This window comes from Streptococcus sp. HMSC078H03 (genome assembly GCF_001808655.1).
Lineage (GTDB): Bacteria > Bacillota > Bacilli > Lactobacillales > Streptococcaceae > Streptococcus > Streptococcus salivarius_G.
On sequence record NZ_KV794116.1, the window covers coordinates 140,121 to 165,077 of the forward strand.

22 protein-coding genes, 1 tRNA gene and 1 pseudogene are annotated in these 24,957 nt (G+C 41.8%); 21 read left to right on the top strand and 3 right to left on the bottom strand.

What is annotated here, in order from left to right; all coding sequences use genetic code 11:
- From HMPREF2607_RS10425 to HMPREF2607_RS08970, 6 genes and pseudogenes are all read left to right on the top strand, one after another.
- Positions 1-686: pseudogene (locus HMPREF2607_RS10425) on the top strand (peptide ABC transporter ATP-binding protein); the annotation flags it as partial.
- Positions 687-867: 181 nt separating this feature from the next.
- Positions 868-2,838 carry a peptide ABC transporter substrate-binding protein gene (locus HMPREF2607_RS08950; RefSeq protein WP_013990224.1) on the top strand — a complete coding sequence of 657 codons (1,971 nt, stop codon included), beginning with the start codon at positions 868-870 and terminating at the stop codon, positions 2,836-2,838.
- A gap of 60 nt (positions 2,839-2,898) precedes the next feature.
- On the top strand, positions 2,899-4,392 hold the full coding sequence (locus HMPREF2607_RS08955) for an ABC transporter permease (RefSeq protein ID WP_013990225.1): 1,494 nt from the start codon (positions 2,899-2,901) through the stop codon (positions 4,390-4,392).
- A complete protein-coding gene (gene oppC, locus HMPREF2607_RS08960; RefSeq protein WP_022496729.1) occupies positions 4,392-5,318 on the top strand; it encodes an oligopeptide ABC transporter permease OppC in 927 nt (308 codons plus the stop codon). The genes HMPREF2607_RS08955 and oppC overlap by 1 nt, the downstream gene beginning before the upstream one ends.
- Before the next feature lie 9 nt (positions 5,319-5,327).
- Positions 5,328-6,413, top strand: coding sequence for an ABC transporter ATP-binding protein (locus HMPREF2607_RS08965; RefSeq protein WP_014634821.1), 1,086 nt, complete (start codon positions 5,328-5,330; stop codon positions 6,411-6,413).
- The gene (locus tag HMPREF2607_RS08970; RefSeq protein ID WP_014634820.1) at positions 6,406-7,335 is read left to right on the top strand and encodes an ATP-binding cassette domain-containing protein; all 930 of its coding nucleotides are present in this window, start codon (positions 6,406-6,408) and stop codon (positions 7,333-7,335) included. The genes HMPREF2607_RS08965 and HMPREF2607_RS08970 overlap by 8 nt, the downstream gene beginning before the upstream one ends.
- A gap of 49 nt (positions 7,336-7,384) precedes the next feature.
- Here HMPREF2607_RS08970 and HMPREF2607_RS08975 read toward each other — a convergent pair whose 3' ends face one another.
- The 3 genes from HMPREF2607_RS08975 to HMPREF2607_RS08985 are packed head-to-tail and all read right to left on the bottom strand — an operon-like array spanning position 7,385 to position 9,262.
- A complete protein-coding gene (locus HMPREF2607_RS08975; protein ID WP_041826692.1) occupies positions 7,385-8,170 on the bottom strand; it encodes a hypothetical protein in 786 nt (261 codons plus the stop codon).
- An 11-nt stretch (positions 8,171-8,181) separates the two neighbouring features.
- On the bottom strand, positions 8,182-8,880 hold the full coding sequence (locus HMPREF2607_RS08980) for an ABC transporter ATP-binding protein (RefSeq protein ID WP_014634818.1): 699 nt from the start codon (positions 8,878-8,880) through the stop codon (positions 8,182-8,184).
- A gap of 4 nt (positions 8,881-8,884) precedes the next feature.
- Positions 8,885-9,262 (bottom strand): GntR family transcriptional regulator, encoded by a 378-nt coding sequence (locus tag HMPREF2607_RS08985; protein ID WP_002884206.1) that lies wholly within the window; start codon positions 9,260-9,262, stop codon positions 8,885-8,887.
- A 181-nt stretch (positions 9,263-9,443) separates the two neighbouring features.
- Between HMPREF2607_RS08985 and HMPREF2607_RS08990 the strand changes: the two genes are divergently transcribed.
- The 15 genes from HMPREF2607_RS08990 to HMPREF2607_RS09060 all read left to right on the top strand — a co-directional run bounded on the left by HMPREF2607_RS08990 (position 9,444) and on the right by HMPREF2607_RS09060 (position 24,897).
- The gene (locus HMPREF2607_RS08990) at positions 9,444-10,238 is read left to right on the top strand and encodes an HAD-IIB family hydrolase (protein ID WP_002884689.1); all 795 of its coding nucleotides are present in this window, start codon (positions 9,444-9,446) and stop codon (positions 10,236-10,238) included.
- Positions 10,231-11,049 carry a Cof-type HAD-IIB family hydrolase gene (locus tag HMPREF2607_RS08995; protein ID WP_070476757.1) on the top strand — a complete coding sequence of 273 codons (819 nt, stop codon included), beginning with the start codon at positions 10,231-10,233 and terminating at the stop codon, positions 11,047-11,049. The genes HMPREF2607_RS08990 and HMPREF2607_RS08995 overlap by 8 nt, the downstream gene beginning before the upstream one ends.
- Before the next feature lie 10 nt (positions 11,050-11,059).
- Positions 11,060-12,457, top strand: a complete 1,398-nt coding sequence (gene ftsY, locus HMPREF2607_RS09000; protein WP_048790790.1) for a signal recognition particle-docking protein FtsY — start codon at positions 11,060-11,062, stop codon at positions 12,455-12,457.
- A 233-nt stretch (positions 12,458-12,690) separates the two neighbouring features.
- Positions 12,691-13,320, top strand: coding sequence for a guanylate kinase (gene gmk, locus HMPREF2607_RS09005; protein WP_002884259.1), 630 nt, complete (start codon positions 12,691-12,693; stop codon positions 13,318-13,320).
- A 21-nt stretch (positions 13,321-13,341) separates the two neighbouring features.
- On the top strand, positions 13,342-13,656 hold the full coding sequence (rpoZ, locus tag HMPREF2607_RS09010; protein ID WP_013990232.1) for a DNA-directed RNA polymerase subunit omega: 315 nt from the start codon (positions 13,342-13,344) through the stop codon (positions 13,654-13,656).
- A 142-nt stretch (positions 13,657-13,798) separates the two neighbouring features.
- Entirely contained in the window at positions 13,799-16,195 is a 2,397-nt protein-coding gene (locus tag HMPREF2607_RS09015; protein WP_070476759.1) for a primosomal protein N', read from the top strand.
- A 17-nt stretch (positions 16,196-16,212) separates the two neighbouring features.
- The gene (gene fmt, locus HMPREF2607_RS09020; RefSeq protein WP_014634814.1) at positions 16,213-17,148 is read left to right on the top strand and encodes a methionyl-tRNA formyltransferase; all 936 of its coding nucleotides are present in this window, start codon (positions 16,213-16,215) and stop codon (positions 17,146-17,148) included.
- Complete coding sequence (rsmB, locus tag HMPREF2607_RS09025; protein ID WP_041826748.1) at positions 17,138-18,460, top strand: 16S rRNA (cytosine(967)-C(5))-methyltransferase RsmB; 1,323 nt, start codon at positions 17,138-17,140, stop codon at positions 18,458-18,460. The genes fmt and rsmB overlap by 11 nt, the downstream gene beginning before the upstream one ends.
- 43 nt (positions 18,461-18,503) lie before the next feature.
- Positions 18,504-19,241: a Stp1/IreP family PP2C-type Ser/Thr phosphatase gene (locus HMPREF2607_RS09030; protein ID WP_037620217.1), complete on the top strand. Its 738-nt coding sequence runs from the start codon at positions 18,504-18,506 to the stop codon at positions 19,239-19,241.
- Positions 19,241-21,115, top strand: a complete 1,875-nt coding sequence (gene pknB / locus HMPREF2607_RS09035; RefSeq protein ID WP_014634811.1) for a Stk1 family PASTA domain-containing Ser/Thr kinase — start codon at positions 19,241-19,243, stop codon at positions 21,113-21,115. The genes HMPREF2607_RS09030 and pknB overlap by 1 nt, the downstream gene beginning before the upstream one ends.
- Before the next feature lie 147 nt (positions 21,116-21,262).
- Entirely contained in the window at positions 21,263-22,021 is a 759-nt protein-coding gene (locus tag HMPREF2607_RS09040; RefSeq protein ID WP_014634810.1) for a potassium channel family protein, read from the top strand.
- Between the two features lie 162 nt (positions 22,022-22,183).
- Positions 22,184-22,882: a cell wall-active antibiotics response protein LiaF gene (liaF, locus tag HMPREF2607_RS09045; protein ID WP_014634809.1), complete on the top strand. Its 699-nt coding sequence runs from the start codon at positions 22,184-22,186 to the stop codon at positions 22,880-22,882.
- A complete protein-coding gene (locus tag HMPREF2607_RS09050) occupies positions 22,879-23,889 on the top strand; it encodes an envelope stress sensor histidine kinase LiaS (protein WP_070476761.1) in 1,011 nt (336 codons plus the stop codon). Before liaF ends, HMPREF2607_RS09050 begins: the two co-directional genes overlap by 4 nt.
- Complete coding sequence (locus tag HMPREF2607_RS09055) at positions 23,879-24,523, top strand: response regulator transcription factor (RefSeq protein WP_002884791.1); 645 nt, start codon at positions 23,879-23,881, stop codon at positions 24,521-24,523. Before HMPREF2607_RS09050 ends, HMPREF2607_RS09055 begins: the two co-directional genes overlap by 11 nt.
- A 302-nt stretch (positions 24,524-24,825) precedes the next feature.
- Positions 24,826-24,897: transfer RNA gene (locus tag HMPREF2607_RS09060), tRNA-Gln, on the top strand.
- The last annotated feature ends 60 nt before the right edge of the window (positions 24,898-24,957 follow it).

Genomic DNA, 24,957 nt, shown 5'->3' on the forward strand with positions numbered 1-24,957 from the left:
TTCAATTCCCAATTCACTTGGACCTTCCAGTTGATCAAAGTTCTAAACTTAATGTTGCTCAAGCTCAATCATTGAAACAAACGATTGAAAAATCATTGGGCAGTGAAAATGTCGTTATCGATATCAACCAGTTGTCATCTGATGATATGCAAAATGCTACTCTTAATGCGGCTAATGCGGCAGCAGAAGACTGGGATATTTCAAACGGTGTGGTTTGGGGTCCAGACTATCAAGATCCATCAACTTACCTTGATATCTTTAAGACAACTTCAAGTGAAAATACCAAGACTTTCATGGGTTATGATGATCCAAACAATGCGGCCGCAGCCCAAGTAGGTCTTAAAGATTATGATGCCTTGCTTGATTCAGCAGCTTCAGAAACAACAGACCTCAACGCTCGTTACGACCGTTATGCTCAAGCTCAAGCTTGGTTGGAAGATAGCTCACTTGTCATTCCATTGACTGTTGGTAACGGTGCAGCACCAGTTATCTCACGCTTGACACCATTTACGGGTGCTAGCATGCAAGTGGGTGATAAGAACTCATCAGACTACTTCAAATATGTGAAACCACAAGAAAAAGTAGTTACTAAGAAAGAATATGAACAAAGTCGTGAAAAATGGCTTAAAGAAAAGAAAGCATCTAACGAAAAAGCTCAAAAAGATCTTGAGAAACACGTTAAATAATATTCTTGAGAAAAAGGCAGTTAGCCTTTTTCTTTTGTCCAAAAAGGGCTAATCCATAGTGTTCGTAAGGGGTAAAATTGTGAGAAAGTCAGTATAAGACAAAATATTCTGAAAATTGTACTCATCTTATTTTTTATGGTATAATGTAGGCATATTAAAAAAGAATTTTTGGAGAATGCTTATGAAAAAAAGTAAATGGTTGGCCCTTGCGGGTGTTTCCCTCCTAAGTGTTGGGGTTTTAGTGGCTTGTTCATCAAAATCAAACACTTCAAGCAATACTTATAACTATGTTTATACTGCTGATCCTGAGACATTGGATTACCTTATTTCCAATAAAGGTTCAACGACTGATGCTGTGACAAATGGTGTCGATGGCCTTTTGGAAAACGATAAATATGGTAACTTGGTACCTTCTATTGCCAAGGATTGGACTGTTTCAGCTGATGGTTTGACTTATACTTACAAACTTCGTAAAGGAGTTAAATGGTATACTTCAGACGGTGAAGAGTATGCAGAAGTAACAGCTAAAGACTTCGTAACAGGTCTTAAGCATGCTGCTGATAAAAAGACAGAGTCAATTTACTTGGCAAAAGATTCTGTAGTAGGTCTTGCTGATTATTTCAATGGTACTGATAAAGATTTTTCTAAAGTCGGCGTTAAAGCACTTGATGATTACACTCTTCAGTACACACTTAAACAACCAGAACCTTACTGGAATTCTAAGATGACTTATTCTCTCTTCTGGCCTGTAAATGAAGAGTTCCTTAAGTCAAAAGGGGATAGCTTTGGTAAATCAACAGATCCATCATCTATCCTTTATAATGGTCCATACATCCTTAAGTCATTGACAGCTAAATCATCTATTGAGTTGGCTAAAAATGAAAACTATTGGGATAAGAAAAATGTCCACTTCGATGGCATTAAACTTTCTTTCTATGATGCATCAGACCAAGAATCGCTTGTTCGTAATTTCACTGATGGCGCTTATAGTCAAGCACGTCTATATCCAACAAGCTCAAACTTTAATTCAGTAGAAAAACAATATAAAGATAATATCTTCTATACACAACCATCTGCAGATATTGGTGGGGTTGGTGTTAATATTGACCGTCAGTCTTACAACCATACATCTAAGAAGACTGATGCTGAAAAAGATTCAACTAAGAAAGCTCTTCTTAACAAGGACTTCCGTCAATCAGTTAACTTTGCTATTGACCGTACAGCTTATTCAGCACAACTTAATGGTGAAAAAGGTGCAGCACTTGCTGTTCGTAACCTTCTTGTGAAACCTGATTTTGTTTATGCTGGTGACAAGTCATTCGGTGATTTGGTAACTGAAAAGATGCCTTCATATGGTGACGAGTGGTCAGGTGTTAACCTTAAAGACAGTCAAGATGGTCTCTTCAACGCTGATAAGGCTAAGACTGAATTTAATAAAGCTAAGGAAGCTCTCCAAGCACAAGGTGTTCAATTCCCAATTCACTTGGACCTTCCAGTTGACCAAGCTGCAAAACCAACTGTAGCACGTGCACAATCTTTGAAACAATCTGTTGAAAAGACACTCGGTAAAGAAAATGTGGTTGTAGACGTTCATCAAATGTCTCAAGATGATCTTCTTAACAGTACTTTGTATGCAGCTAACGCAGCAGCAGAAGACTGGGATATCAATATTTCAGTTGCTTGGGCGCCTGACTACGAAGACCCATCAACATTCCTTGATATCTTCAAGACAACAGCTAGTGAGAACACAAAAACTTACATGGGATTTGACGATCCTAACAATGCAGCAGCAGCTCAAGTAGGTCTTAAAGACTTTGATGCTTTGGTTGATAATGCAGCTAAAGAAACAAGCGACCTCAATGTACGTTATGAACGTTATGCAGAGGCACAAGCTTGGTTGGAAGATAGCTCACTCTTCATGCCACTTATGGTTAACAAGGGTGCTGCTCCAATGGTAGCTCGTTTGACACCATTCTCAGGTGCTTACTCTCAAGTGGGACCTAAGGGTTCTGACAGATACTTCAAGTACCTTGAGCCTCAAAAAGATGTTGTCACTAAGAAAAACTATGATAAAGCCCGTGAAAGCTGGCTTAAAGAAAAGTCTAAGTCCAACGAAAAAGCTCAAAAAGACCTTGAGAAACACGTTAAATAAAAGGACGATGGAACTTTCTCATTAGATTGGGAAAGTTCTTTTGGAATTAAAGGAAGAGACATGAAAAAATACATTTTATTGAGAACCCTCCGTTCTCTATTGTCAATATTTGTCGTGACGGCCTTGACCTACACGATTATCTATACCATGGTGCCGAGGCGTCTGATTTTCAGACAGGACCCTAACTACAACAAGATTGCTAAGACAGCTGATTCTAAGGCTAACTATGAAAATACAATCTATGAACGTATGGGTTACATTGATTACTATGACACCAAGGAGTTGCAGGAGAAAGCTAGCTCCCTTGATAAGTCAGTAACCACTAAGCCAACAAAAGAAAATAAAGCTATTTACCAAAAATATGTGGATAGTTTAGGACATGGCTGGCGTTTGCATCAATTCAAGCAAAGTAAACAATTCTATGCAACACGTGATGTTCCAGTGCTTGAACGTGTATTTGGCTTCTATACGCACCTCTTTGAATTTGACAATACTGGATGGGTTAAAGATAAAACAAATCCAAACTTGAAGCGTTACATCCGTATTGAAAATGACCCAGCTATCGGTTGGTCAGTTGTCGGATCAGGGACTAAGCATAAATACTTGCTTTACTTTAACAGTCAGTTCCCATTTGTTCACCAAAACTTTGTGAAGATGAACCTTGGTACATCTTACCCAACCTATGCTGAGCAGGGTGTTCTTGATGTTATTACACAAGGACAAGGGCAAACACAAAGCTCTGAGGTCAACTTCCCTACTGGTAAGAAAGTATCTTCAGTAGATATCTACTCTCGTACTTATAAATCACCAAGTCAGGCTGATGCTAGGGATCGTTCTTACTATGGTGACGACCCTTACACAGCTACTAAGAGTCGCTACCAGTACCCATCAATGGTGACAAGTTCTGCCATTGCTGGTTTGATTGGTTTGGTCTTGTCTTATGCTTTGGCAATTCCATTGGGATCATACATGGCACGCTTTAAAAACACACTCTTTGATAGTGTGTCAACTGGTATCTTGACTTTCTTGCTTTCACTACCAACCATCGCCTTGGTTTATATCATTCGTTTGATTGGTTCTGAGATTGGTCTTCCAGATTCTTTCCCTATCTTGGGTGCGGGTGACTGGCGTTCATACGTCTTGCCATCTGTAATTCTCGGTCTCTTGTCTACACCAGGTCTTGCCATTTGGATTCGTCGTTACATGATTGACTTGCAGTCACAAGACTTCGTTCGTTTTGCACGTGCCAAAGGGTTGTCAGAACAAGAAATTTCGAATAAACACATTTTCAAAAATGCTATGGTTTCCTTGGTTTCAGGGATCCCAGCATCTATCGTTAGTGTTATCACAGGGGCAACCTTGACAGAAACAATCTTTGCCTACCCTGGTATGGGTAAAATGTTGATTGACTCTGTCCGTGCTTCAAATAACGCTATGGTTGTGGGTCTTGTATTTATTTTCACAGCCCTCACCATCTTCTCATTGCTTGTGGGTGATATCCTTATGACTATGATTGACCCACGTATCAAATTGACATCTAAAGGAGGTAAATAATGGCTTCAATTGATAAAAGTAAGTTCCAATTTGTAAAGCGCGATGATTTTGCCTCTGAAACAATTGATGCGCCGGCCTATTCATACTGGAAATCGGTGATGCGTCAGTTCTTCAAGAAAAAGTCAACAACTGTCATGTTGGGAATCTTGATTGCTATCATTTTGATGAGCTTTATCTACCCAATGTTTTCAAAATTTGACTTTAATGACGTGTCTAAGGTTAATGACTTTAGTGTACGTTATGTGCATCCAAATGCTCAATACTGGTTCGGTACGGACAGTAATGGTAAGTCTCTCTTTGACAGTGTTTGGTTTGGAGCTCGTAATTCTATCCTTATTGCTGTTATCGCTACCTTCATTAACGTTGTTATTGGTTTAGTCGTTGGTGCTGTTTGGGGGATTTCTAAGACCTTTGATATGATTATGATGGAGATCTACAACATCATCTCAAACATTCCTGCCCTCCTTGTCGTTATCGTCTTGACTTACTCATTGGGTGCAGGTTTCTGGAACATGATTTTTGCCATGACTGTCACAGGTTGGATTGGTATTGCTTATACTATCCGTATTCAAATCATGCGTTACCGTGATTTGGAGTACAACTTGGCTTCTCGTACTTTGGGAACACCAACTCCTAAGATTGTGGTTAAAAATATCATGCCACAACTTGTATCAGTTATCGTGACTATGGCTAGTCAGCTCTTGCCAGGATTTATCTCTTACGAAGCCTTCCTTTCTTACTTTGGTTTGGGGCTTCCCGTTACGACGCCTAGTCTTGGTCGTTTGATTTCAGACTATGCACAGAACGTTACAGTCAATGCTTACCTCTTCTGGATTCCATTGACTACCTTGATCCTCGTTTCCCTCTCTCTCTTTATTGTCGGTCAAAACTTGGCGGATGCCAGTGACCCACGTACGCATAGATAGGAGTCCAATATGACAGAAAATAAAAATGTAATATTATCGGCTCGCGATATCGTCGTGGAATTTGACGTTCGTGACCGTGTTTTGACAGCTATTCGAGGGGTTTCCCTTGATTTGGTTGAAGGTGAAGTTTTAGCCTTGGTTGGTGAGTCTGGTTCAGGTAAATCAGTTTTGACCAAGACCTTCACAGGGATGCTTGAAGAAAATGGTCGTGTCGCTAGTGGTTCTATTGATTATCGTGGCCAAGATTTGACCAAGCTTAGGAGTCACCAAGATTGGGCAGCAATTCGTGGAGCTAAGATTGCAACTATCTTCCAAGATCCTATGACCAGTCTTGACCCAATTAAGACTATCGGTAGCCAAATTGTTGAAGTCATTGTCAAACACCAAGGAAAATCAGCCAAAGAAGCTAAAAAAATGGCCATTGATTACATGGACAAGGTTGGTATTCCTGATGCTGAAAAACGTTTCAACGAATATCCTTTCCAATACTCTGGTGGGATGCGTCAACGTATCGTCATTGCCATTGCCTTGGCTTGTCGTCCTGATGTCCTTATCTGTGACGAGCCAACAACTGCCCTTGATGTGACCATTCAAGCTCAAATCATTGACCTTTTGAAATCACTCAAAGAGGAGTATGGTTTCTCAGTGATTTTCATTACCCATGACCTTGGTGTGGTAGCAAGTATCGCTGACAAGGTTGCTGTTATGTATGCTGGTGAAATCATCGAGTACGCAACGGTTGAGGAAATTTTCTATGAGCCTTGTCACCCATACACTTGGAGCTTGCTTTCAAGCTTGCCACAGTTGGCTGACGATAAGGGTGAGCTTTTCTCTATTCCAGGGACACCACCATCACTTTATACACCAGTTGTTGGAGATGCCTTTGCCTTGCGTTCAGACTATGCCATGCAAATTGACTTCGAGGAAAAAGCACCACAATTCCAAGTTTCAGATACTCACTGGGCTAAGACCTGGCTCTTACATGAGGATGCACCAAAAGTTGAAAAACCTGAGGTTATCCAAAATCTACATGAAAAAATCCGTACTAATATGGGATTTGCACATTTAGGAGATGAGGAGGAAGGCAATGCCTGAGAAGTTAGTTGAAGTAAAAGATGTGGAGATTTCCTTCGGTGAAGGAAGCAAGAAATTCGTTGCTGTCCACAATGCTAATTTTTTCATCAACAAGGGTGAAACCTTTTCCCTCGTTGGTGAGTCTGGTAGTGGTAAAACTACTATCGGTCGTGCCATTATTGGTCTGAATGATACAAGTAATGGTGAGATTATTTTTGACGGTAAGAAAATCAATGGGCACTTATCTCACTCTGAGAAAAACGACCTTATCCGTCGTATTCAGATGATTTTCCAAGACCCTGCGGCTAGTTTGAATGAACGTGCAACAGTTGATTATATCTTGTCTGAGGGCTTGCATAACTTCCATCTCTATAAGGATGAGGAAGATCGTAAAGCTAAAATCAAGGAAATCATCAAAGAAGTGGGACTTCTTGAGGAGCACTTGACACGTTACCCTCACGAATTTTCTGGGGGACAACGTCAACGTATCGGTATTGCGCGTTCCTTGGTTATGCAACCTGACTTGGTCATCGCTGACGAACCAATCTCAGCCCTTGACGTGTCAGTTCGTGCCCAAATTTTGAACCTGCTTAAGAAATTCCAAAAAGAGTTGGGATTGACCTACCTCTTTATCGCTCACGACTTGTCAGTGGTCCGTTTCATTTCTGACCGTATCGCTGTTATCTACAAGGGGACAATCGTGGAAGTTGCTGAGACAGAAGAACTCTACAACAATCCTATCCACCCTTACACCAAGTCACTCTTGTCTGCTGTTCCTATTCCAGATCCGATCTTGGAACGTAAGAAAGTCTTGAAGGTTTATGATCCAAACCAACACGACTATTCTGTTGATAAACCAGAAATGGTTGAAGTACGTCCAGGACACTTCGTTTGGGGTAACAAAGCCGAAATTGAGACTTATCGTAAAGAACAAAGTAAATAAGTCTTTTAAATGCAAAAAAATCGTGTTCCAAAAGGAACACGGTTTTTCTTTAGTCCAGATTTAAGCGTTTGGTCATGATATAGTAGGTACCAAAGTAACTTGCTGCGATGAGAATGAGAGACTGAACTAGACTAATGATATATGACGAGTTATTGATTGCAGTATATGTTGCATCTCCGGTCAAGGCTGCACCGAGTCCAAAGAAGAAACCAATAAAGAATAGGATAGCCTGAATGGCGAAAAAGGCGACAAATCCCATAAGAACTTTGTTAGTGTTGAAGAGGTTTCCGATACTAATACAGAGGTAATAGAAAAGAATACCAGCAATCATTGACAAGATTGTAGAAGGGATGAAGAGGTAGAAAGCGCCTATCTCTTTTAGGATCTGGCCAAAGTAGCTGGTAGCTAGGAGGATATCTTTCATATCAAGGCAGAAAGCAGCTATAATTCCAATCGAAAGGAGTATAACGAGTGATGAAATGATATCTAAAATAAAGGCTACCAAGAGTTTCGATAAGATTAATTGGTGAGCAGAAACTGGGAGTGTATTGGTTAGATAGCCTTCTCTCCCAAAGACAGTTTTTGCAAAGCGTCTGACAATGAGGACTATTGTTGCTATGTAAATGGCTCCCCATACAATAATGGTAGCAAAAACCATCAGTGTGAAGAAAGCAAAAAAGAGTAGACTAGGTTCTTGGTGGCTCTGTTCAGTTACAAAAATAAATTTTTGAAGCATTAAACCCAAGGGGATTGAGAGTAGGATGGCAATACCATAGATGCCGAGATACCATTTACGGATCGATTGTAATTCATACTTAACTAATTTCCAAAACATGCTCATACCTCCTAGTTGTGGAACATCTCTCTAAAGAGTTTGTCGATAGATTTGCCATGGGCTTGACGGATATTATCAGCATCACCCTGAAGTTCAATCTGACCGTATTTTAGGAAGACAACTTCATCTAGAACAGATTCAATGTCTGCAATCAAATGAGTTGAAATGATCACAGAAGCATCTTCAGAGTATTGGTTGATGATGGTTTTAAGGATGTAGTCACGTGACGCGGGATCGACCCCACCGATAGGTTCATCAAGGAGATAGAGTTTAGCTTCACGACTCATAACCAAAATCAACTGAACTTTTTCTTTGTTTCCTTTTGAAAGGTCTTTAAGGCGCAAATCAGGCTGGAGCTTTAAATCCTGCAAGAGTTGCAAGGCAAGAGGATAGCGGAAGTCAGCATAGAAATCTTGGAAGAAGTCCAAGTAGTATTGGATAGTTTTACTTTCATCTAAATAAGTTGTATCAGGTAGATATGCCACTTGAGCTTTGGTGATAGGTGATGGCTGAAATCCATTAATAGTTACTAAACCAGAAGTTGGTTGAAGGAGGCCATTCAAAATCTTGATGAGAGTTGTTTTACCACTACCGTTTGGTCCTAAGAGACCAATGATTTTACCAGACGGGATGGCCATGGTTACATCTCTAAGGGCTGGAATACCATTATAGGTCTTGGTGAGATTTGTTAGAGTTACAATATCAGTCATCGGTCTATAAGTCCTTTCCTGTTTGTTCGATGTAGTCAGTAATGATGGCTTTGATTTCAGGTGAGCTAAAACCAATGGCTGCCATCTCAGTGACAAAGTTTTTCATGAGACTTTGGGCAATCTCATGTCGTTTTTGATCAATAAGTTTTTCATCTTCAGTAACAAAGCGACCAGAGGTACGGGCAGAATAGACCAGCCCCTCTTTTTCAAGTTCTTGGAAGGCTCTTTGTACGGTGTTGGGATTTACCCCGGCTTCCTGAGCAAATTCCCTTACAGGTAGGAGTTGTTGTCCCATACTCAATTCCTTGGAAGCTATCTTCAGCTTGACGCGATAGGCGATTTGGAGATAGATTGGCGATTTTTCATCAAATGTCCAAGCCATAAGAGACTCCTTTCTAAAAGTATAATAGTATTATTCTTGTACTACCGTAATGATACAACTAAAATGATGAATTTGCAAGTAAAATACCATATTTTCTCTAATTTCTTTGGCTTTTCCCAAACTTATATTCCTATTTTTGGTACAATAGGGGCAAGTATATTCGACCTGAAGGGAGATTATTTTGAAAATTTTAGCAACAGATATGGATGGTACCTTTCTAGACCATCTTGGTGCCTATGACAAAGCACGTTTGGATAACCTTTTGGATGCTTGTGAAGCTAAAGATTATGTTTTTACCGTAGCTTCTGGGCGAGCCCTCTTGGCCTTGGAGGAGCTTTTTGATGGGTTTGTGGACCGTATTGCGATTATTGCGGAAAATGGGGCCTTGGTTCAGTACAAGGGTGAGGTCTTGTTCGAGTCCAAGCTAGAACCTAAGGATTATTTGCAAATTGCAGATACAACTTTATCCCTGCCAACTTGCGAGGGGATTCTCTTGTCAGGCCGTCGAGGTGCCTATGCACCAAACGATGCAGACCCAGCCTATCTTAAGGCCATGGAACGTTACTATGAAAATGTCATGGCAACGGATCTTGAAGCGGTCACAGATGATATTTTCAAGGTAACTGCTAAGTTTCAAGGAGATACCATCATGGAACGTGGTGACTACCTCAACACGATTTTTGAGGATATGACTGCTGTGACAACTGGCTTTGATTCCATGGATATCATCCTTAAAGGTGTGGACAAGGGCTTTGGTCTCTACCATCTTTGTCAAGAGTTGGGGAGACAGGCTTCAGATGTTGTAGCCTTTGGTGATAATCTCAATGATATGGAGATGCTGACCTTCGCGGGTCGTGCGGTTGCTACGGAAAATGCGCGTGATGAGATTAAGGCAGTGGCAGATGAGGTGATTGGCCACCATAAAGATGGTGCAGTCTTTGACTACATGGAAGGATTGGTGGGCTCAGATGTCTGAGATTAAATTATTGGCCTTGGACCTAGATGGGACCCTCTTTACTAAGGATAAGCAAGTAACAGCTGAAAATAGAGCTGCTCTGAAGGCGGCAGAAGCTAAGGGAGTTCATGTGGTCATTACGACTGGTCGTCCTCTGCCAGCTATTACTCATATCTTGGAAGATTTGGGCTTGTTAGATGATAAGCACTATAGTGTGACCTTCAATGGTGGCTTGGTTCAGCGTAATAATGGGGATATCCTCATAAAGAAAGAGATGAGTCGAGAAGATTTAAAGCAGATTTATGCTGTCTTTGAACCTCTAGGGCTCCCTATGGATGTTATCAGTGATGGCATTGTCTATGGTGTGCCAAGTAAAGGCAATCATTCTCTCTATCGTCAGGCTAATCCTACCTTGACCTTCGTTGATGTGGAGAGTATTGATGACATTCCTGAAAATATCGTCTATAATAAGGTAGTTACGGTCTGTGAGGAAGCGTTTTTGGATGCTCAAATTCAAAAACTACCTAAACAGCTATACCAGAATTTTGAAGTTTTTAAGTCTCGTGAAATTATCCTTGAAGTCATGCCGAAAGGGGTTCATAAGGCTGTAGGCTTGAAACTTTTGTCTGATTATCTTGCCCTTGGTAAAAGTCAGGTTATGGCTATGGGAGATGAGGAAAATGACTTGACCATGTTGGAGTGGGCTGGTCTTGGTGTGGCTATGGCAAATGCTGTTCCTAAGGTTAAGGCTGTTGCCAAGGCAGTAACGGCAAAAACTAATGAGGAATCTGGAGTGGCTGAGGCCATCCACAAGTATATTCTAGAGAAATAAGGAGAACCAAATGGGTCTATTTGATCGATTATTTGGACAAGAGGAAAACCAGTCACAGGAGACTGTAGCAAATCAGGAAATTTCAGAAACTGAGGCCCTTGATAATCAAGACTTGTCAACAAGTGAAGGGACAAGCCAAAGTCAAACAGAACAGCTCAGTGAGTCAGAGACTCAAGTAGAAGAGATTTCGTCTACAGAATCTGTTGAAGAAAGCGAATCTACAGTGACAGAAGAAAGTGAAGTAGCGTCTGATGAGGACCTATCTGTTGATGATCAGGCCTCAAGCGAAGCAGAAGGCGTATCAAAGTCAGAAGAAAGCCAAGTCGCTGTGGATAACCACTTTGCGGATGTCATGGCTGATTACTATGCTAAAAAGGCTCAGGTAGCTGCTGCTGCAGAAAAAGGTGAAACGGTTACTTTTGAGGCTGTTCAAACCCGTAAAGTTGAGGAAAAACCTGAAGAAGTTCAGGCTTTAAAAACTGAAACAGAACAAGAAAAATACAATCGTACCCTTAAGAAGACGCGAACAGGTTTTGCTGCCCGCTTGAATGAATTCTTTGCGAATTTCCGTCGAGTTGATGAGGAGTTCTTCGAAGAATTGGAAGAAATGCTGATTCTTTCCGATGTTGGGGTTAATGTTGCCACGCAATTAACGGAAGACTTGCGCTATGAAGCCCGCCTCGAAAATGTCAAAAAGACTGAAGATTTGCAACGCTTGATTATCGAAAAACTTGTGGATATCTACGAGAAGGATGATGTCTACAAGGAGCAGATTAATTTCCAAGATGGTTTGACAGTCATGCTTTTCGTTGGTGTCAACGGGGTTGGTAAGACAACGTCTATCGGTAAGTTGGCGCATAAATACAAACAAGAAGGCAAAAAAGTTATGCTGGTAGCTGCCGATACCTTCCGTGCGGGAGCTGTCGCTCAGTTGGTTGAGTGGGGGCGTCGTGTTGATGTGCCAGTGGTGACTGGTGCTGAGAAGGCTGACCCAGCTTCAGTGGTCTTTGACGGTATGGAAAAGGCCCTTGCAGAGGGAGTCGATGTCCTTATGATTGATACTGCGGGTCGTTTGCAAAATAAAGACAATCTTATGGCAGAGCTTGAAAAGATTGGTCGTATTATCAAACGTGTGGTTCCAGAAGCACCTCATGAAACCCTCTTGGCCTTGGATGCTTCAACAGGTCAAAATGCGCTTAGTCAGGCTAAGGAATTTTCAAAAATCACACCTCTTACAGGCCTTGTCTTGACTAAGTTGGATGGTAGTGCCAAGGGTGGTGTGGTCCTAGCTATTCGCCAAGAGTTGGATATTCCAGTTAAGTTAATTGGTTTTGGTGAGAAAATTGATGATATTGGTGAGTTCCATTCAGAAGAATTCATGCAAGGTCTCTTGACTGGTTTGGTTTAAAAGAGTGTTTAAAAAGAGTGAGTACTGGGAAAAGGGATTCACTCTTTTTAATGGTGTCCTCACCTTGAAAAAAGTCACTTTTATTGGTAAAATAGTAAGGAAAAACGCATGCTCTGAAAAGTGAGCTGTAACTTAATCACTGAACAACCCCTAAGCCGTAAAAAGAGATGATTGCTTTCTCTTTTTTAAGGTGAGTCATAAGAAGATTTTTAATCTTAGTTTAAGGAGAAGACATGTCTGAACGTGGACTTTTGATTGTTTTTTCAGGGCCTTCTGGTGTCGGAAAAGGAACTGTTCGTCAGGAGATTTTTTCAACACCTGACCACAAATTTGAATACTCAGTATCAATGACCACACGTGCTCAACGTCCTGGTGAAGTTGATGGGAAGGATTATTTCTTCCGTTCGCGTGAGGAATTTGAAGAACTTATTCGTAATGGTCAAATGTTGGAATATGCTGAGTATGTAGGTAACTACTACGGAACACCTTTGACTTATGTCAATGAAACCTTGGATAAAGGTATTGATGTATTCCTTGAAATCGAGGTTCAAGGGGCCCTTCAGGTTAAGAAAAAGGTCCCAGATGCTGTCTTCATCTTTTTGACACCACCGGATTTGAACGAGCTTCAAGAGCGTTTGGTTGGTCGTGGGACAGATTCTGAGGAAGTTATTGCTCAACGTATCGAGCGTGCGCGTGAAGAAATTGCTCTCATGAGCGAATACGATTATGCCATTGTTAATGACGAAGTGCCATTAGCTGCTGAGCGTGTCAAACGTGTTATTGAAGCAGAACACTTCCGTGTTGACCGTGTGATTGGCCGCTATCGTAATATGATTTCAGAAAAGAAATTATCAGATAAATAAATTAGAAATAGGTATAGAATTATGATGTTGAAACCCTCTATTGACAAACTTTTGGATAAAGTGCCTTCAAAATATTCATTGGTTATTTTGCAAGCCAAACGTGCTCATGAATTGGCCGCTGGTGCTGAACCAACTCAAGAGTTTACGTCAGTAAAACCAACTCTTCAAGCCCTTGAAGAAATTGAAACTGGAAATGTGACTATTCACCCAGATCCAGAATCTAAACGTGAATTGGCACGTTTGAAAGTGATTCAAGCACGTCTTGCTGCTGAGGAAGAAGAACGTAAAATCAAAGAACAAATCGCTAAAGAAAAAGAAGAAGGCGATAAAATCTAAAATCAAAGTCTTGCTTTGGTTTATGAGGAGAGGGGAGCTGAGGCATAGTGTCTCAGCTTCCTTCTTTATGACGATAATAGGAAGCTCATATTTTCTTGAGCTTGGAAGATACTGGTCTTAAGGAAGTGACAGGAGGAAATTTATGGTTTTAGTAGCACATATTATTGTCGACGTTCCTCTGATGCAGACGGACAGACCTTATAGTTACCTGGTACCGGAAGCCATGCAAGAACAAATCGCCATCGGTATGCGGGTTCATGTGCCTTTTGGTAAAGGAAATCGTTTACTTCAAGGTTTTATTATTGGCTTGGAAGAGCAGGAAAATTTAAGAGATTTTCCTGAACTAAAACCCATCGCTGAGCTTTTAGATTATGAGCCAGTGCTTAATCAGGAACAGCTGGATTTGGCTGATCAGATGCGACATACGGTCTTTTCTTATAAGATTTCCATCTTGAAGTCAATGCTACCTGGTCTCCTTAATTCGCAGTACGATAAGGTTATCATGGCAACTGATAAACTGGGTGAAGAGGAAAAAGAGACTCTCCTTCAAGGGCAGAATCATATTCTTTTCTCGCAGTTGTCAGAGGTACAACGTCAAGCCATTCCTCGTCTGGTCCAGTCTGGGCGTGTAACGGTTGATTACCTTGCTAAAGATAAGCAGAATATCAAGACTGAGAAGCACTATAGTGTTCAAAAGGGTATTCTCGAGACTTTGGCTATTTCGCAAAGGGCTAAGAAACGATTGGAGTTGCGAGACTTCTTGCTAGAAAAGAGTGAGTCTGGCAAGTTGACGGATCTCCACAAGCTTTTTTCACGAGATGTGGTTAAGTTTTTCATTGAAGCTGGTGCCTTGGTCATCACCGAAGTTGAGGTCAATCGTGCCGATAGCTACTTTGAAAAGGTAGAAAAGACAGATTTTCTTGAGCTTAATGCCCAACAGGCGCATGCGGTTGAAGAAATGACGTGCCAAATTGGACAAGGTGGCAAACCTTTCTTATTGGAAGGAGTGACGGGATCAGGTAAGACCGAGGTTTACCTGCATCTTATCGAGAGGACCCTGGCTATGAGAAAAACCGCCATTGTCTTGGTGCCAGAGATTTCCCTAACACCCCAAATGACCAATCGCTTCATTTCACGTTTTGGTGACTTGGTGGCGATTATGCATTCAGGCTTGTCAGACGGTGAGAAATTTGACGAGTGGCGTAAGGTTAAATCTGGTCAGGCCAAGGTTGTGGTAGGAGCGCGTTCGGCTATCTTTGCTCCTTTGGACAATATCGGGGCAATCATTATCGATGAGGAACATGAGGCTACTTATAAACAAGAGTCCAATCCTCGCTATCATGCTAGAGATGTTGCCTTGCTTAGGGCTAAGAGTCATGGATCTGTGCTTGTCCTTGGGTCAGCAACACCCTCTATTGAGACACGGGCGAGAGCTCAGAAAGGGGTTTACCATTTTCTTGAGTTGACACAAAGGGCTAATCCTAATGCTAAAATTCCGCAGGTGGAAGTGGTGGACTTCAAGGATTTTGTGGGCCGTCAAGAGGCGAGTGATTTTACACCACCTCTTTTGGAAAAAATCAGGGAACGTTTGGCACGTAAGGAACAAGTCGTATTGATGTTAAATCGTCGTGGGTATTCCTCTTTTGTCATGTGTCGTGACTGTGGCTATGTGGATGATTGTCCGAATTGTGATATTTCACTTACCTTGCACATGGATACCAAGACCATGAATTGTCACTATTGTGATTTTCAAAAAGCAATACCAAATGTCTGCCCTAACTGTCAGAGTCGTCAGATTCGTTATTATGGGACTGGGACACAAAAGGCCTATGATCAATTGACGGAACTTTTGCCAGAAGCCAAAGTGATTCGTATGGATGTTGATACGACACGTAAGAAAGGGGCTCACGAGAAACTCTTGGAGGCCTTTGGAAGTGGCAAGGCCGATATTTTGCTCGGAACCCAGATGATTGCCAAGGGCTTGGATTTTCCAAATGTTACCTTGGTAGGGGTCTTGAATGCAGATACGTCGCTAAATTTACCAGATTTTCGTTCGGCTGAGCGTACCTTCCAACTCTTGACTCAGGTGGCTGGTCGTGCTGGTCGTGCGGATAAGGAAGGGGAAGTTATTATTCAAACCTATAATCCTAGTCATTATGCCATTCGTTTTGCACAGCAACAGGATTATGAAGGTTTCTACGCCTATGAAATGGGGATTCGACGTCAGTTGGCCTATCCGCCTTATTTCTATACGGTAGGAATTACGCTTTCTCACAAGGATGAAGAGTTTGTGGTTCGCAAGAGCTATGAGGTTATGGCTTATTTAAGAGAGCACCTGTCAGACAAGGTGACCTTCCTAGGGCCTACGCCTAAGCCAATTGCCCGAACACATAACCTTTATCACTATCAGATTATTATCAAATACCGTTTTGAGGATAACTTGGAAGAAACACTTAATAGGGTCCTTGACATGACTCAGGAACCTGAAAACAAGGACCTGCGTTTGATTATTGATCACGAACCTCAGAATTTTACCTAATCTAGAAAAGGAAGAATATGACAAAATTAGTATTTATGGGAACGCCTGCCTTTTCAGCGACAGTGCTGGAAGGACTTTTGACCGATGAGCGTTATGATATTGTCGCTGTGGTGACGCAACCAGACCGTGCTGTCGGCCGTAAAAAAGAAATTCGCATGACACCGGTCAAGGAAGTAGCCTTGGCGCATGACTTGCCAATTTATCAACCGGAAAAATTGTCAGGGTCAGAAGAAATGGCGCAATTGATGGCACTTGGTGCTGATGGGATTGTTACTGCAGCTTATGGACAATTTTTACCAAGCAAGTTGCTTAATAGCATGGATTTTGCGGTGAATGTCCACGCTTCTCTCTTGCCAAAATACCGTGGTGGGGCACCTATTCATTATGCCATTATCAATGGGGATGCAGAAGCAGGTGTGACAATTATGGAAATGGTCAAGGAGATGGACGCTGGTGACATGGTTAGCCAAAAGGCCTTGCCAATTCTTGACGAGGATAATGTTGGTACCATGTTTGAAAAATTGGCCGTCTTGGGTCGTGACCTTTTGCTTGAGACCTTGCCTGCCTATATTGCTGGCGAAATCAAACCTGTTCCTCAAGATGCCAGTCAGGTAACGTTTTCGCCAAATATTAGTCCAGAAGAGGAGCGTCTTGATTGGAATAAATCGTCTCGTGACATCTTCAATCAAATCCGTGGTATGTACCCATGGCCTGTGGCACATACCTTGCTTGACAGCAAACGTTTCAAAATTTATGAAGCGGACTTGGTAGAAGGTCAAGGACAGGCTGGTCATATCATTGAAAAGACCAAGAAGAGTTTGGTAGTTGCGACTGGTCAAGGAGCCATTTCACTTAAGACAGTTCAGCCTGCAGGAAAACCCCGTATGGCTATTGCTGATTTCCTTAATGGGGTCGGACGCAATCTTGAAGTAGGTGATGCATTTGGCCAATGATTGGAAAAAAACATCCCGTGGACAGGCACTTGAAGTCTTAGAAGAAGTCTTCCAGGAAGGAGCTTACTCAAATATTGCTCTCAATGCCCATCTGAGCAAGTCGCATCTGACAGATAAGGACAAGGCCTTGGTGACGGAAATTGTCTATGGGACCGTAGCTCGTAAGATTACGTTGGAGTGGGTCCTAGCCCATGTCATCGAGGACCGTGACAAGCTTGAACCTTGGGTCTATGACTTATTGCTTTTGAGCCTCTATCAGTTGGCCTATTTAGATAAGATTCCAGCCCATGCGGTGGTTAATGATGCCGTTTCTATTGCTAAAAATCGTGGCAATAAAAAGGGGGCTGAGAAGCTGGTCAATGCGGTTCTTCGTAAACTATCTAGCCAGCCTTTGCCAGATCCAAGCACAATCAAACGTGTCAATAAACGCTATTCTGTTCAGTATTCTCTACCTGTATGGTTGGTTAAAAAACTTATCGACCAGTATGGAGAGAATCGTGCCCTTGCTATTTTCCAAAGCCTTTTTGTGAGAAACAAGGCTAGTGTGCGTGTAACGGATGCGTCACGTTTGGAAGAGATTGCGGAGGCCACTGGGGCTGAGTGTTCAGTATTATCCCCAGTCGGGCTTGTTAAGTCTTCAGGTTACTTTGCTGGGACAGATTATTTTAAAGAGGGCTTGTTGACCATTCAGGATGAGACCAGTCAACTGGTTGCGCCAACTTTAGGGATTCAAGGTGAGGAAGAAATTCTGGATGCCTGTGCGGCACCTGGAGGTAAGACGGTACATATGGCCTCATATTTGACGAGTGGACATGTGACGGCGCTTGACCTCTATGATCATAAGCTTGCTCTTATCGAAGAAAATGCACAACGTCTTGGTTTAGCTGATAAGGTTAAGACTCAGAAACTGGATGCTAGTCAGGTACATCAAGTCTTTCCAGCTGATAGTTTTGACAAGATTTTAGTGGATGCACCTTGTTCAGGAATTGGGCTCATTCGTCGGAAACCTGACATCAAATATAACAAGGATCTCCAAGACTTTGAGTCCCTCAAGGCTGTGCAGTTGGATATCCTATCCAGCGTTTGTCAAACCCTACGAAAAGGTGGTATAATAACATATAGTACTTGCACCATCATAGCAGAAGAAAATCAAGAGGTGATTCAAGCCTTTCTTGAGAGCCATCCTGATTTTGAGCAAGTTGCCTTAGACCATCCATGTAAAGACATCGTGGTCAATGGCTGTTTGGCAATTACCCCCGAACAGTATCTAACTGATGGTTTTTTCATCGCACAGTTGCGTAAAAAAGCTTAGGGTTACAGAGGAGGAAATGCTGACGCAAGTCAGAAAGAAAACTATGGAAATATCATTATTAACGGACATTGGCCAAAAACGGTCAAATAACCAAGATTTTGTTAATAAATTTGTCAACCAAGCTGGTGTTACCCTTGTCGTTGTTGCAGACGGGATGGGTGGACACCGTGCTGGAAATATTGCCAGTGAGATGTCAGTGACTGATCTTGGTCGCGACTGGATTAACACTGATTTTAGTGAGTTGAGTCAGATTCGTGATTGGATGATTGCTGCCATTGATGCAGAAAATCGTAAAATTTATGAACTTGGCCAAAACGAAGAATATAAGGGAATGGGAACAACTATCGAGGTTCTTGCCTTTGTTGATAATGCTGTGATTTTCGCCCATGTTGGGGATTCACGTATTGCCCTTATCCGTAATGGTGAGTATAAGCAATTGACGAATGACCATTCTTTGGTCAATGCTCTTATCAAGGCTGGTCAGTTGACCGAAGAAGAAGCAGCAGTTCACCCACAACGTAATATCATTACGCAATCTATTGGGCAAGCTGCTCCGATTGAGGCTGACCTTGGTGTTCAACAATTGGAACCAGGGGACTATATTTTGGCCAATTCAGATGGTTTGACCAATATGATTTCAGTTGAACAGATTGTACATATTGTCAATAGCCCTGGTTTCGTCGAAGAAAAAACGAGTCGTTTGGTAGCTGCAGCCAATGAGGCAGGTGGTCTTGATAATATTACCGTTGCTCTCATTAAGATAGAAAGTGAGGAAGGATAATGATCCAAGTTGGCAAATTGTTTGCTGGACGTTATCGAATCCTTAAATCTATCGGACGTGGTGGTATGGCGGATGTTTATCTGGCTAATGACCTGATTCTGGATAATGAAGAAGTGGCCATTAAGGTGCTTCGTACCAATTACCAAACGGATCAGGTGGCTGTGGCGCGTTTCCAGCGTGAAGCGCGTGCCATGGCAGAACTCAGTCATCCTAATATCGTTGCTATCCGAGATATTGGCGAAGAAGACGGCCAGCAGTTCTTGGTGATGGAGTATGTGGACGGTTCGGACTTGAAGAAATACATTCAAGACCATGCGCCACTTTCTAACCAAGATGTTGTGCGTATCATGGGGGAGGTACTTTCCGCCATGACACTTGCCCATCAAAAGGGCATTATCCACCGTGACCTTAAGCCACAAAACGTTCTTTTAACTAAGGACGGTACGGCCAAGGTTACAGACTTCGGAATTGCGGTTGCCTTTGCAGAGACTAGCCTAACTCAAACCAACTCTATGTTGGGTTCTGTCCACTACCTCTCACCAGAGCAGGCTCGTGGATCTAAAGCGACTATCCAGAGCGACATCTATGCTATGGGTATTATGCTTTTTGAAATGTTGACAGGTCATATTCCTTATGATGGTGATAGTGCAGTAACCATTGCACTCCAACATTTCCAAAAGCCACTCCCATCGATTTTGGCAGAGAACCGTAACGTTCCTCAAGCCTTGGAAAACGTGGTAATTCGAGCAACAGCCAAAAAACTAGAAAATCGTTATAATAGTACTTTGGAAATGAGCCGTGACTTGGTAACGAGTTTGCATCCTAGTCATCGACGCGATGCCAAGGTAGTCTTTGATGATATGACGGATACTAAGACCTTGCCAAAGGTTGATCCAGTTCCATCAGCAAGCCTTGAGAAAAAGGCTGTTGCTGCTGAGCCATCAGAGCCTACACCTGCTCCAAGTAAACAACCAAGAAAAAAAACGACACCAGCTAAGAAGAAAAAGAAGAAGAATTTCTTCTCAACCTTGCTCAAGGTTTTCCTAGGACTTGTCTTTATTGGTATCATCATCTTTGCCTATTTGGTATTTACCAATCCTGATAATGTCCAGGTGCCTAATGTGGTCGGTCAAGAGTTGTCCACAGCTCAGACTAAAATTGAGGGTGCTGGATTTAAGGTAGGAGAAGTCAAAGAAGTGGAAGATGATTCTGTCGATACGGGCAAGGTCATCAAGACTGATCCTACAGCTGGAACTACACGAAAAGAAGGATCAAGCATTGATGTCTATGTTTCTTCTGGTAGTAAAGGTTTCGCTTTGAAAGACTACAAAGGTAAAAACTATAAGGATGCCATTGAGGACTTAACTTCGAATTATGGCGTTTCTGAGGACCAAATTGATATTCAGCATGTCGAAGACGACAGTGCTGAAGAGGGAGAAATCCTATCTCAAAGTCCAGGGAAAAACAAGTCTTTCAATCCTAAGGATAGTAAGGCCAAGATTAAGTTCCGTGTGGCAACTCCTAAGACAGTTACCATGCCTGATGTGACTGGTTTGACGGTTTCAACAGCGGTTCAAACCTTGAATCGTAAGAGTATCTCAAGTAGTAGTATCGAGTATCATGACTATAATACTGGTGCCAAGTTAGACAAGGATAAGGTTCCTAGCAGTACAGAGGTCCTTTATCAAGATCCACAAGCTGGTACAAGTGTTGATGGTACAGTGATTCTCTATGTTTCGGTTGCAACAGCAAGTTCAAGCCTACAGTCAAGCTCAAGCAGTACGACACATTCGTCATCGACGAGCTCAAGTACTGACAGTACAACTTCAAGCACTGAAACCTCGACAGAGGCTACTCACACAGAGCTACAGTAGTTTTAAATAACTAAGGTAACAAAAAAAGAGAGGTTATTTCATCTCTCTTTTTTGTTATCTAGACTTCTTGTCGATAGCTTAAAAAGCCTGCTTGCCAGGGGTCAGAGATTCTTTTATAATGAAGACATCACATATAGGAGAGACGCTATGAGAAACCGTAGAAAACTGAGAAGGTATATCATTACCTACGATATCGTCATGACGGTCCTGGCCCTGATTTCCATTGGCTTGGTTATCTTTGATTTGGTTGGATTAATTTCAATTGGAAGGCGACCTTTCAGAGTGATAGATCAGTCTATAACGCTCATCTTTGCCATTGATTATGCGATTCGTTTCTCCTTGGCACCTCGTAAGCGAATTTTTGTGAAAACACATATCTTGGACTTGTTAGCTATTATTCCCTACAATGAAGTCTTTACCTTCCTCCGTTTTTCAAGGGTGGGACGCTTTGCTCGTTTGGCCAAACTCTCTCGCTTAATTGGTTTGAGTAGTAAGCTCAAGCACATTTCCAATCGCATTAATCGCAGAAATGGCTTTTATTTTCTGCTTTCGGTTAATAGCATTATCATCCTTATCAGTAGTGCTATTATTGCTAGAGTAGAGCACCATAATTTTATAGATGCTATTTGGTGGTCTGTAGCAACGGTTACCACAGTAGGTTATGGAGATATCGTTCCTCGAACATTGGTAGGTAAGGCCGTTGCGGTCGTTCTTATGTTTAGTGGGATTGCCACTCTGGGGTTGTTAACAAGCTCTCTCAATAATATTTTTGTGCGGTCAGGTCGTCAGACTGAAAGAAAATTGGCTGAGATTGAGAAGGAGTTGGCAGAGCAGCGTGTCATACTGGAGGAAATCAGAAGTACGGTGCAACTCATAAATAGTAAAATGGACGAAACTGACGATTAGGATTTTTGAATGAAAGACAGTGTTTCCTGTAATGGAGACACTTTTTTGCTTTCTGCTGCTCCTTTTCTATCTTGACTAGTCGGTGCTCAAACTGGGTCTTTTTGTCAATTGCCTTAAAATTTGATAGAATGAAGCCTGTATACTTTTATTTGAGAGGTCCTTATGACCAAATTTAATTTTTTCTTAGTGGTGGAAGCCTTGCTTTTGACTCTGGGCCTGATCACCATCTTTAATAATGATATTACCAGTTTTATTTTCATTCTGGTTTTGACCTTGTTGGCCGTTCGCTTTTTTAACAAGGAATCCAAGAGTGACTTTGTCTTGACCATCTGTTTGATATCACTTTTTCTGGTTTCCATGTGGAATATCTATGTGGTGCTTGCTATCCTAGTGGGTGTGGCCTATGTTATGATAAACCATTTTTCACAGGTTAAGAAAAAGAATCGCTATGCTCTCATTCAATTTAAGGAAGACGATTTGGATCCTCGGGCTGTCCGAAATCAGTGGATTGGGACTCGTATGGAACCTGTCAGTGATCGTTATGACTTTGATGATATCAATATCATCCGTTTCTTTGGGACAGATGTGATTGATTTGACTCAGGTTATTGTTTCGGGGCGAGATAATGTCGTGATTTTGCAGAAACTCTATGGACCGACGACTATCTTGGTACCAATTGATGTTTCCGTCAAACTCAACATATCGGCAATTTATAGCTCTGTCACCTTCTTTAATGAAGATGAATACGACCTCCGTTATGAAAGCTTGACCTTGCAGGGGGCAGAGTATGAGCATGCCCATCGGACGGTTAAATTGATTCTCAATGTGGGAGCTGGACCAGTGGAGGTACGTCGCAAATGAAGAAACAGTACCTATTTTTAATCCTGATTTATTCGGTTGTTGTTTTGGTTGGTGTTACCCTTGTAGTGATGGATAGCTTTAACCTCAACTTTTCACTGGTTTTCGGCAATCTGTCTCAGGCCTTCCACTTCCTTTTTAACATGGTTTTTGTGGTTCTGAGTTTGCTTATTTTGCTTTATATTCTCTGGGCCATTGCCAATGATAACAGTATGCGTTCAGTCAATCAGGATTTGCGACGTATTATCAATAATCAACCAGTCAAACGTCAGGGAGATATTGAGTTAGACAAGAATATGATGCGCTTATCTCATAAGATGCGTAAATTGACTAAGGACTTGCAGAAAACTGAGAATGCCCAAGCTCTACAAAGCCGTGATATTATCAAGAAGGAGCGCGGACGTATTGCTCGTGACCTTCACGATACCGTTAGTCAGGAGCTTTTTGCGGCTAGTATGATCCTATCTGGAGTCTCTCAGATGGCGGACCAACTAAGTAAAGAAGATTTGCATAATCAGATCCAGGCGGTTGAGGCTATGCTTACAGACGCTCAAAATGATATGCGTGTCTTGCTTTTGCATCTTCGTCCGACAGAGCTTGAGAACAAGACCTTGCAAGAAGGCTTGCATATGATTCTTAAGGAATTAACCGATAAATCCAATATCCATGTCGTCTACAAGGATATGGTTAAGAAAGTGCCCAAGCGTATTGAAAATAATCTCTTTAGGATTGCCCAAGAGTTTATCTCTAATACCCTTAAGCATGCCAAGGCTAGCCAGATAGAGGTTTATCTCTATCAAAATAGTCAGGAAATTCAATTGAAAATGTTGGATAATGGTGTTGGTTATGACTTAAATGCGTCGACTGACGAGATGAGTTATGGCTTGAAAAATATCCAAGAGCGTGTCGATGAAATGGCAGGAACTGTGCAGTTCCTATCAGCTAAAGGTAAGGGGACGTCTATTGATGTCCGTGTGCCGATATTAAGAGGAGAAGACAATGTCGAATAAGATTAATGTGATTTTGGTCGATGACCATGAGATGGTCCGTTTGGGACTTAAGAGTTTCTTGAATCTCCAAGGAGATGTAGAAGTCGTTGGAGAGGCAGGGAATGGTCGAGAGGGTGTTGATCTTGCCTTGGAACTGCGACCAGATGTCGTCGTTATGGACCTTGTTATGCCTGAATTAGATGGTGTTCAAGCGACTTTGGAATTGCTCAAAGAATGGCCTGAAGCCAAGATTTTGGTTTTGACTAGCTATTTGGACAATGAAAAAATTTATCCAGTCATTGAAGCTGGAGCCAAAGGCTATATGCTTAAAACCAGCAGTGCGGCAGAGATTCTCAATAGTATCCGTAAGGTTTACCGTGGTGAAGAAGCTATCGAAACTGAGGTGGACAATAAGATTAAATACCATGATAGCCATCCGGACCTACACGATGACTTGACGGCACGTGAACGTGATATCTTGGCCCTTTTGGCTAAGGGGTATGACAATCAAACCATTGCTAATGAGCTATTTATTTCGTTGAAAACCGTTAAAACTCACGTGTCTAATATCCTTGGAAAACTCAATGTTGATGACCGTACTCAGGCTGTTGTTTATGCCTTTAGACATCATTTGGTTTCGCAGGATGATGAATAAAGCTATCAACTAAGCTTGTTATCTAGGGGCTAGAGAGGGTTATCATAACTCTTAACCCTAAGTCGGATTTTATGAGTCAAATTCTTTGACTTTATTTCTAGCAAAACATATAATTAAACCATCCTAAAACTTTTCTTTTTTCATATGAGGTTGAAGCGACCTCATATCATCTATCTAAGTTCGCTTAGATGATGAAATCTCCTAACTCCTAGCAATCGGTATTTCCGGTTGCTTTTTTTGAAAAAAAGTTTAAAAAAGTGTTGACAGCCTACTAGTTTTTCTGTAGAATAATAAGAGTCTTTTGGGGTATAGCCAAGCGGTAAGGCAAGGGACTTTGACTCCCTCATGCGTTGGTTCGAATCCAGCTACCCCAGTTCTACCTGAGGGTAGAGACACAGATTATGGTCCGTTGGTCAAGGGGTTAAGACACCGCC

Excerpts from the sequence above, each read along its gene's own strand:
- HMPREF2607_RS08950 (WP_013990224.1), top strand. The coding sequence starts at position 868 with ATGAAAAAAAGTAAATGGTTGGCCCTTGCGGGTGTTTCCCTCCTAAGT.
- HMPREF2607_RS08955 (WP_013990225.1), top strand. The coding sequence starts at position 2,899 with ATGAAAAAATACATTTTATTGAGAACCCTCCGTTCTCTATTGTCAATA.
- oppC (WP_022496729.1), top strand. The coding sequence starts at position 4,392 with ATGGCTTCAATTGATAAAAGTAAGTTCCAATTTGTAAAGCGCGATGAT.
- HMPREF2607_RS08965 (WP_014634821.1), top strand. The coding sequence starts at position 5,328 with ATGACAGAAAATAAAAATGTAATATTATCGGCTCGCGATATCGTCGTG.
- HMPREF2607_RS08970 (WP_014634820.1), top strand. The coding sequence starts at position 6,406 with ATGCCTGAGAAGTTAGTTGAAGTAAAAGATGTGGAGATTTCCTTCGGT.
- HMPREF2607_RS08975 (WP_041826692.1), bottom strand. The coding sequence starts at position 8,170 with ATGTTTTGGAAATTAGTTAAGTATGAATTACAATCGATCCGTAAATGG.
- HMPREF2607_RS08980 (WP_014634818.1), bottom strand. The coding sequence starts at position 8,880 with ATGACTGATATTGTAACTCTAACAAATCTCACCAAGACCTATAATGGT.
- HMPREF2607_RS08985 (WP_002884206.1), bottom strand. The coding sequence starts at position 9,262 with ATGGCTTGGACATTTGATGAAAAATCGCCAATCTATCTCCAAATCGCC.
- HMPREF2607_RS08995 (WP_070476757.1), top strand. The coding sequence starts at position 10,231 with ATGTCTGAGATTAAATTATTGGCCTTGGACCTAGATGGGACCCTCTTT.
- ftsY (WP_048790790.1), top strand. The coding sequence starts at position 11,060 with ATGGGTCTATTTGATCGATTATTTGGACAAGAGGAAAACCAGTCACAG.
- gmk (WP_002884259.1), top strand. The coding sequence starts at position 12,691 with ATGTCTGAACGTGGACTTTTGATTGTTTTTTCAGGGCCTTCTGGTGTC.
- rpoZ (WP_013990232.1), top strand. The coding sequence starts at position 13,342 with ATGATGTTGAAACCCTCTATTGACAAACTTTTGGATAAAGTGCCTTCA.
- HMPREF2607_RS09015 (WP_070476759.1), top strand. The coding sequence starts at position 13,799 with ATGGTTTTAGTAGCACATATTATTGTCGACGTTCCTCTGATGCAGACG.
- fmt (WP_014634814.1), top strand. The coding sequence starts at position 16,213 with ATGACAAAATTAGTATTTATGGGAACGCCTGCCTTTTCAGCGACAGTG.
- HMPREF2607_RS09030 (WP_037620217.1), top strand. The coding sequence starts at position 18,504 with ATGGAAATATCATTATTAACGGACATTGGCCAAAAACGGTCAAATAAC.
- pknB (WP_014634811.1), top strand. The coding sequence starts at position 19,241 with ATGATCCAAGTTGGCAAATTGTTTGCTGGACGTTATCGAATCCTTAAA.
- HMPREF2607_RS09040 (WP_014634810.1), top strand. The coding sequence starts at position 21,263 with ATGAGAAACCGTAGAAAACTGAGAAGGTATATCATTACCTACGATATC.
- liaF (WP_014634809.1), top strand. The coding sequence starts at position 22,184 with ATGACCAAATTTAATTTTTTCTTAGTGGTGGAAGCCTTGCTTTTGACT.
- HMPREF2607_RS09050 (WP_070476761.1), top strand. The coding sequence starts at position 22,879 with ATGAAGAAACAGTACCTATTTTTAATCCTGATTTATTCGGTTGTTGTT.
- HMPREF2607_RS09055 (WP_002884791.1), top strand. The coding sequence starts at position 23,879 with ATGTCGAATAAGATTAATGTGATTTTGGTCGATGACCATGAGATGGTC.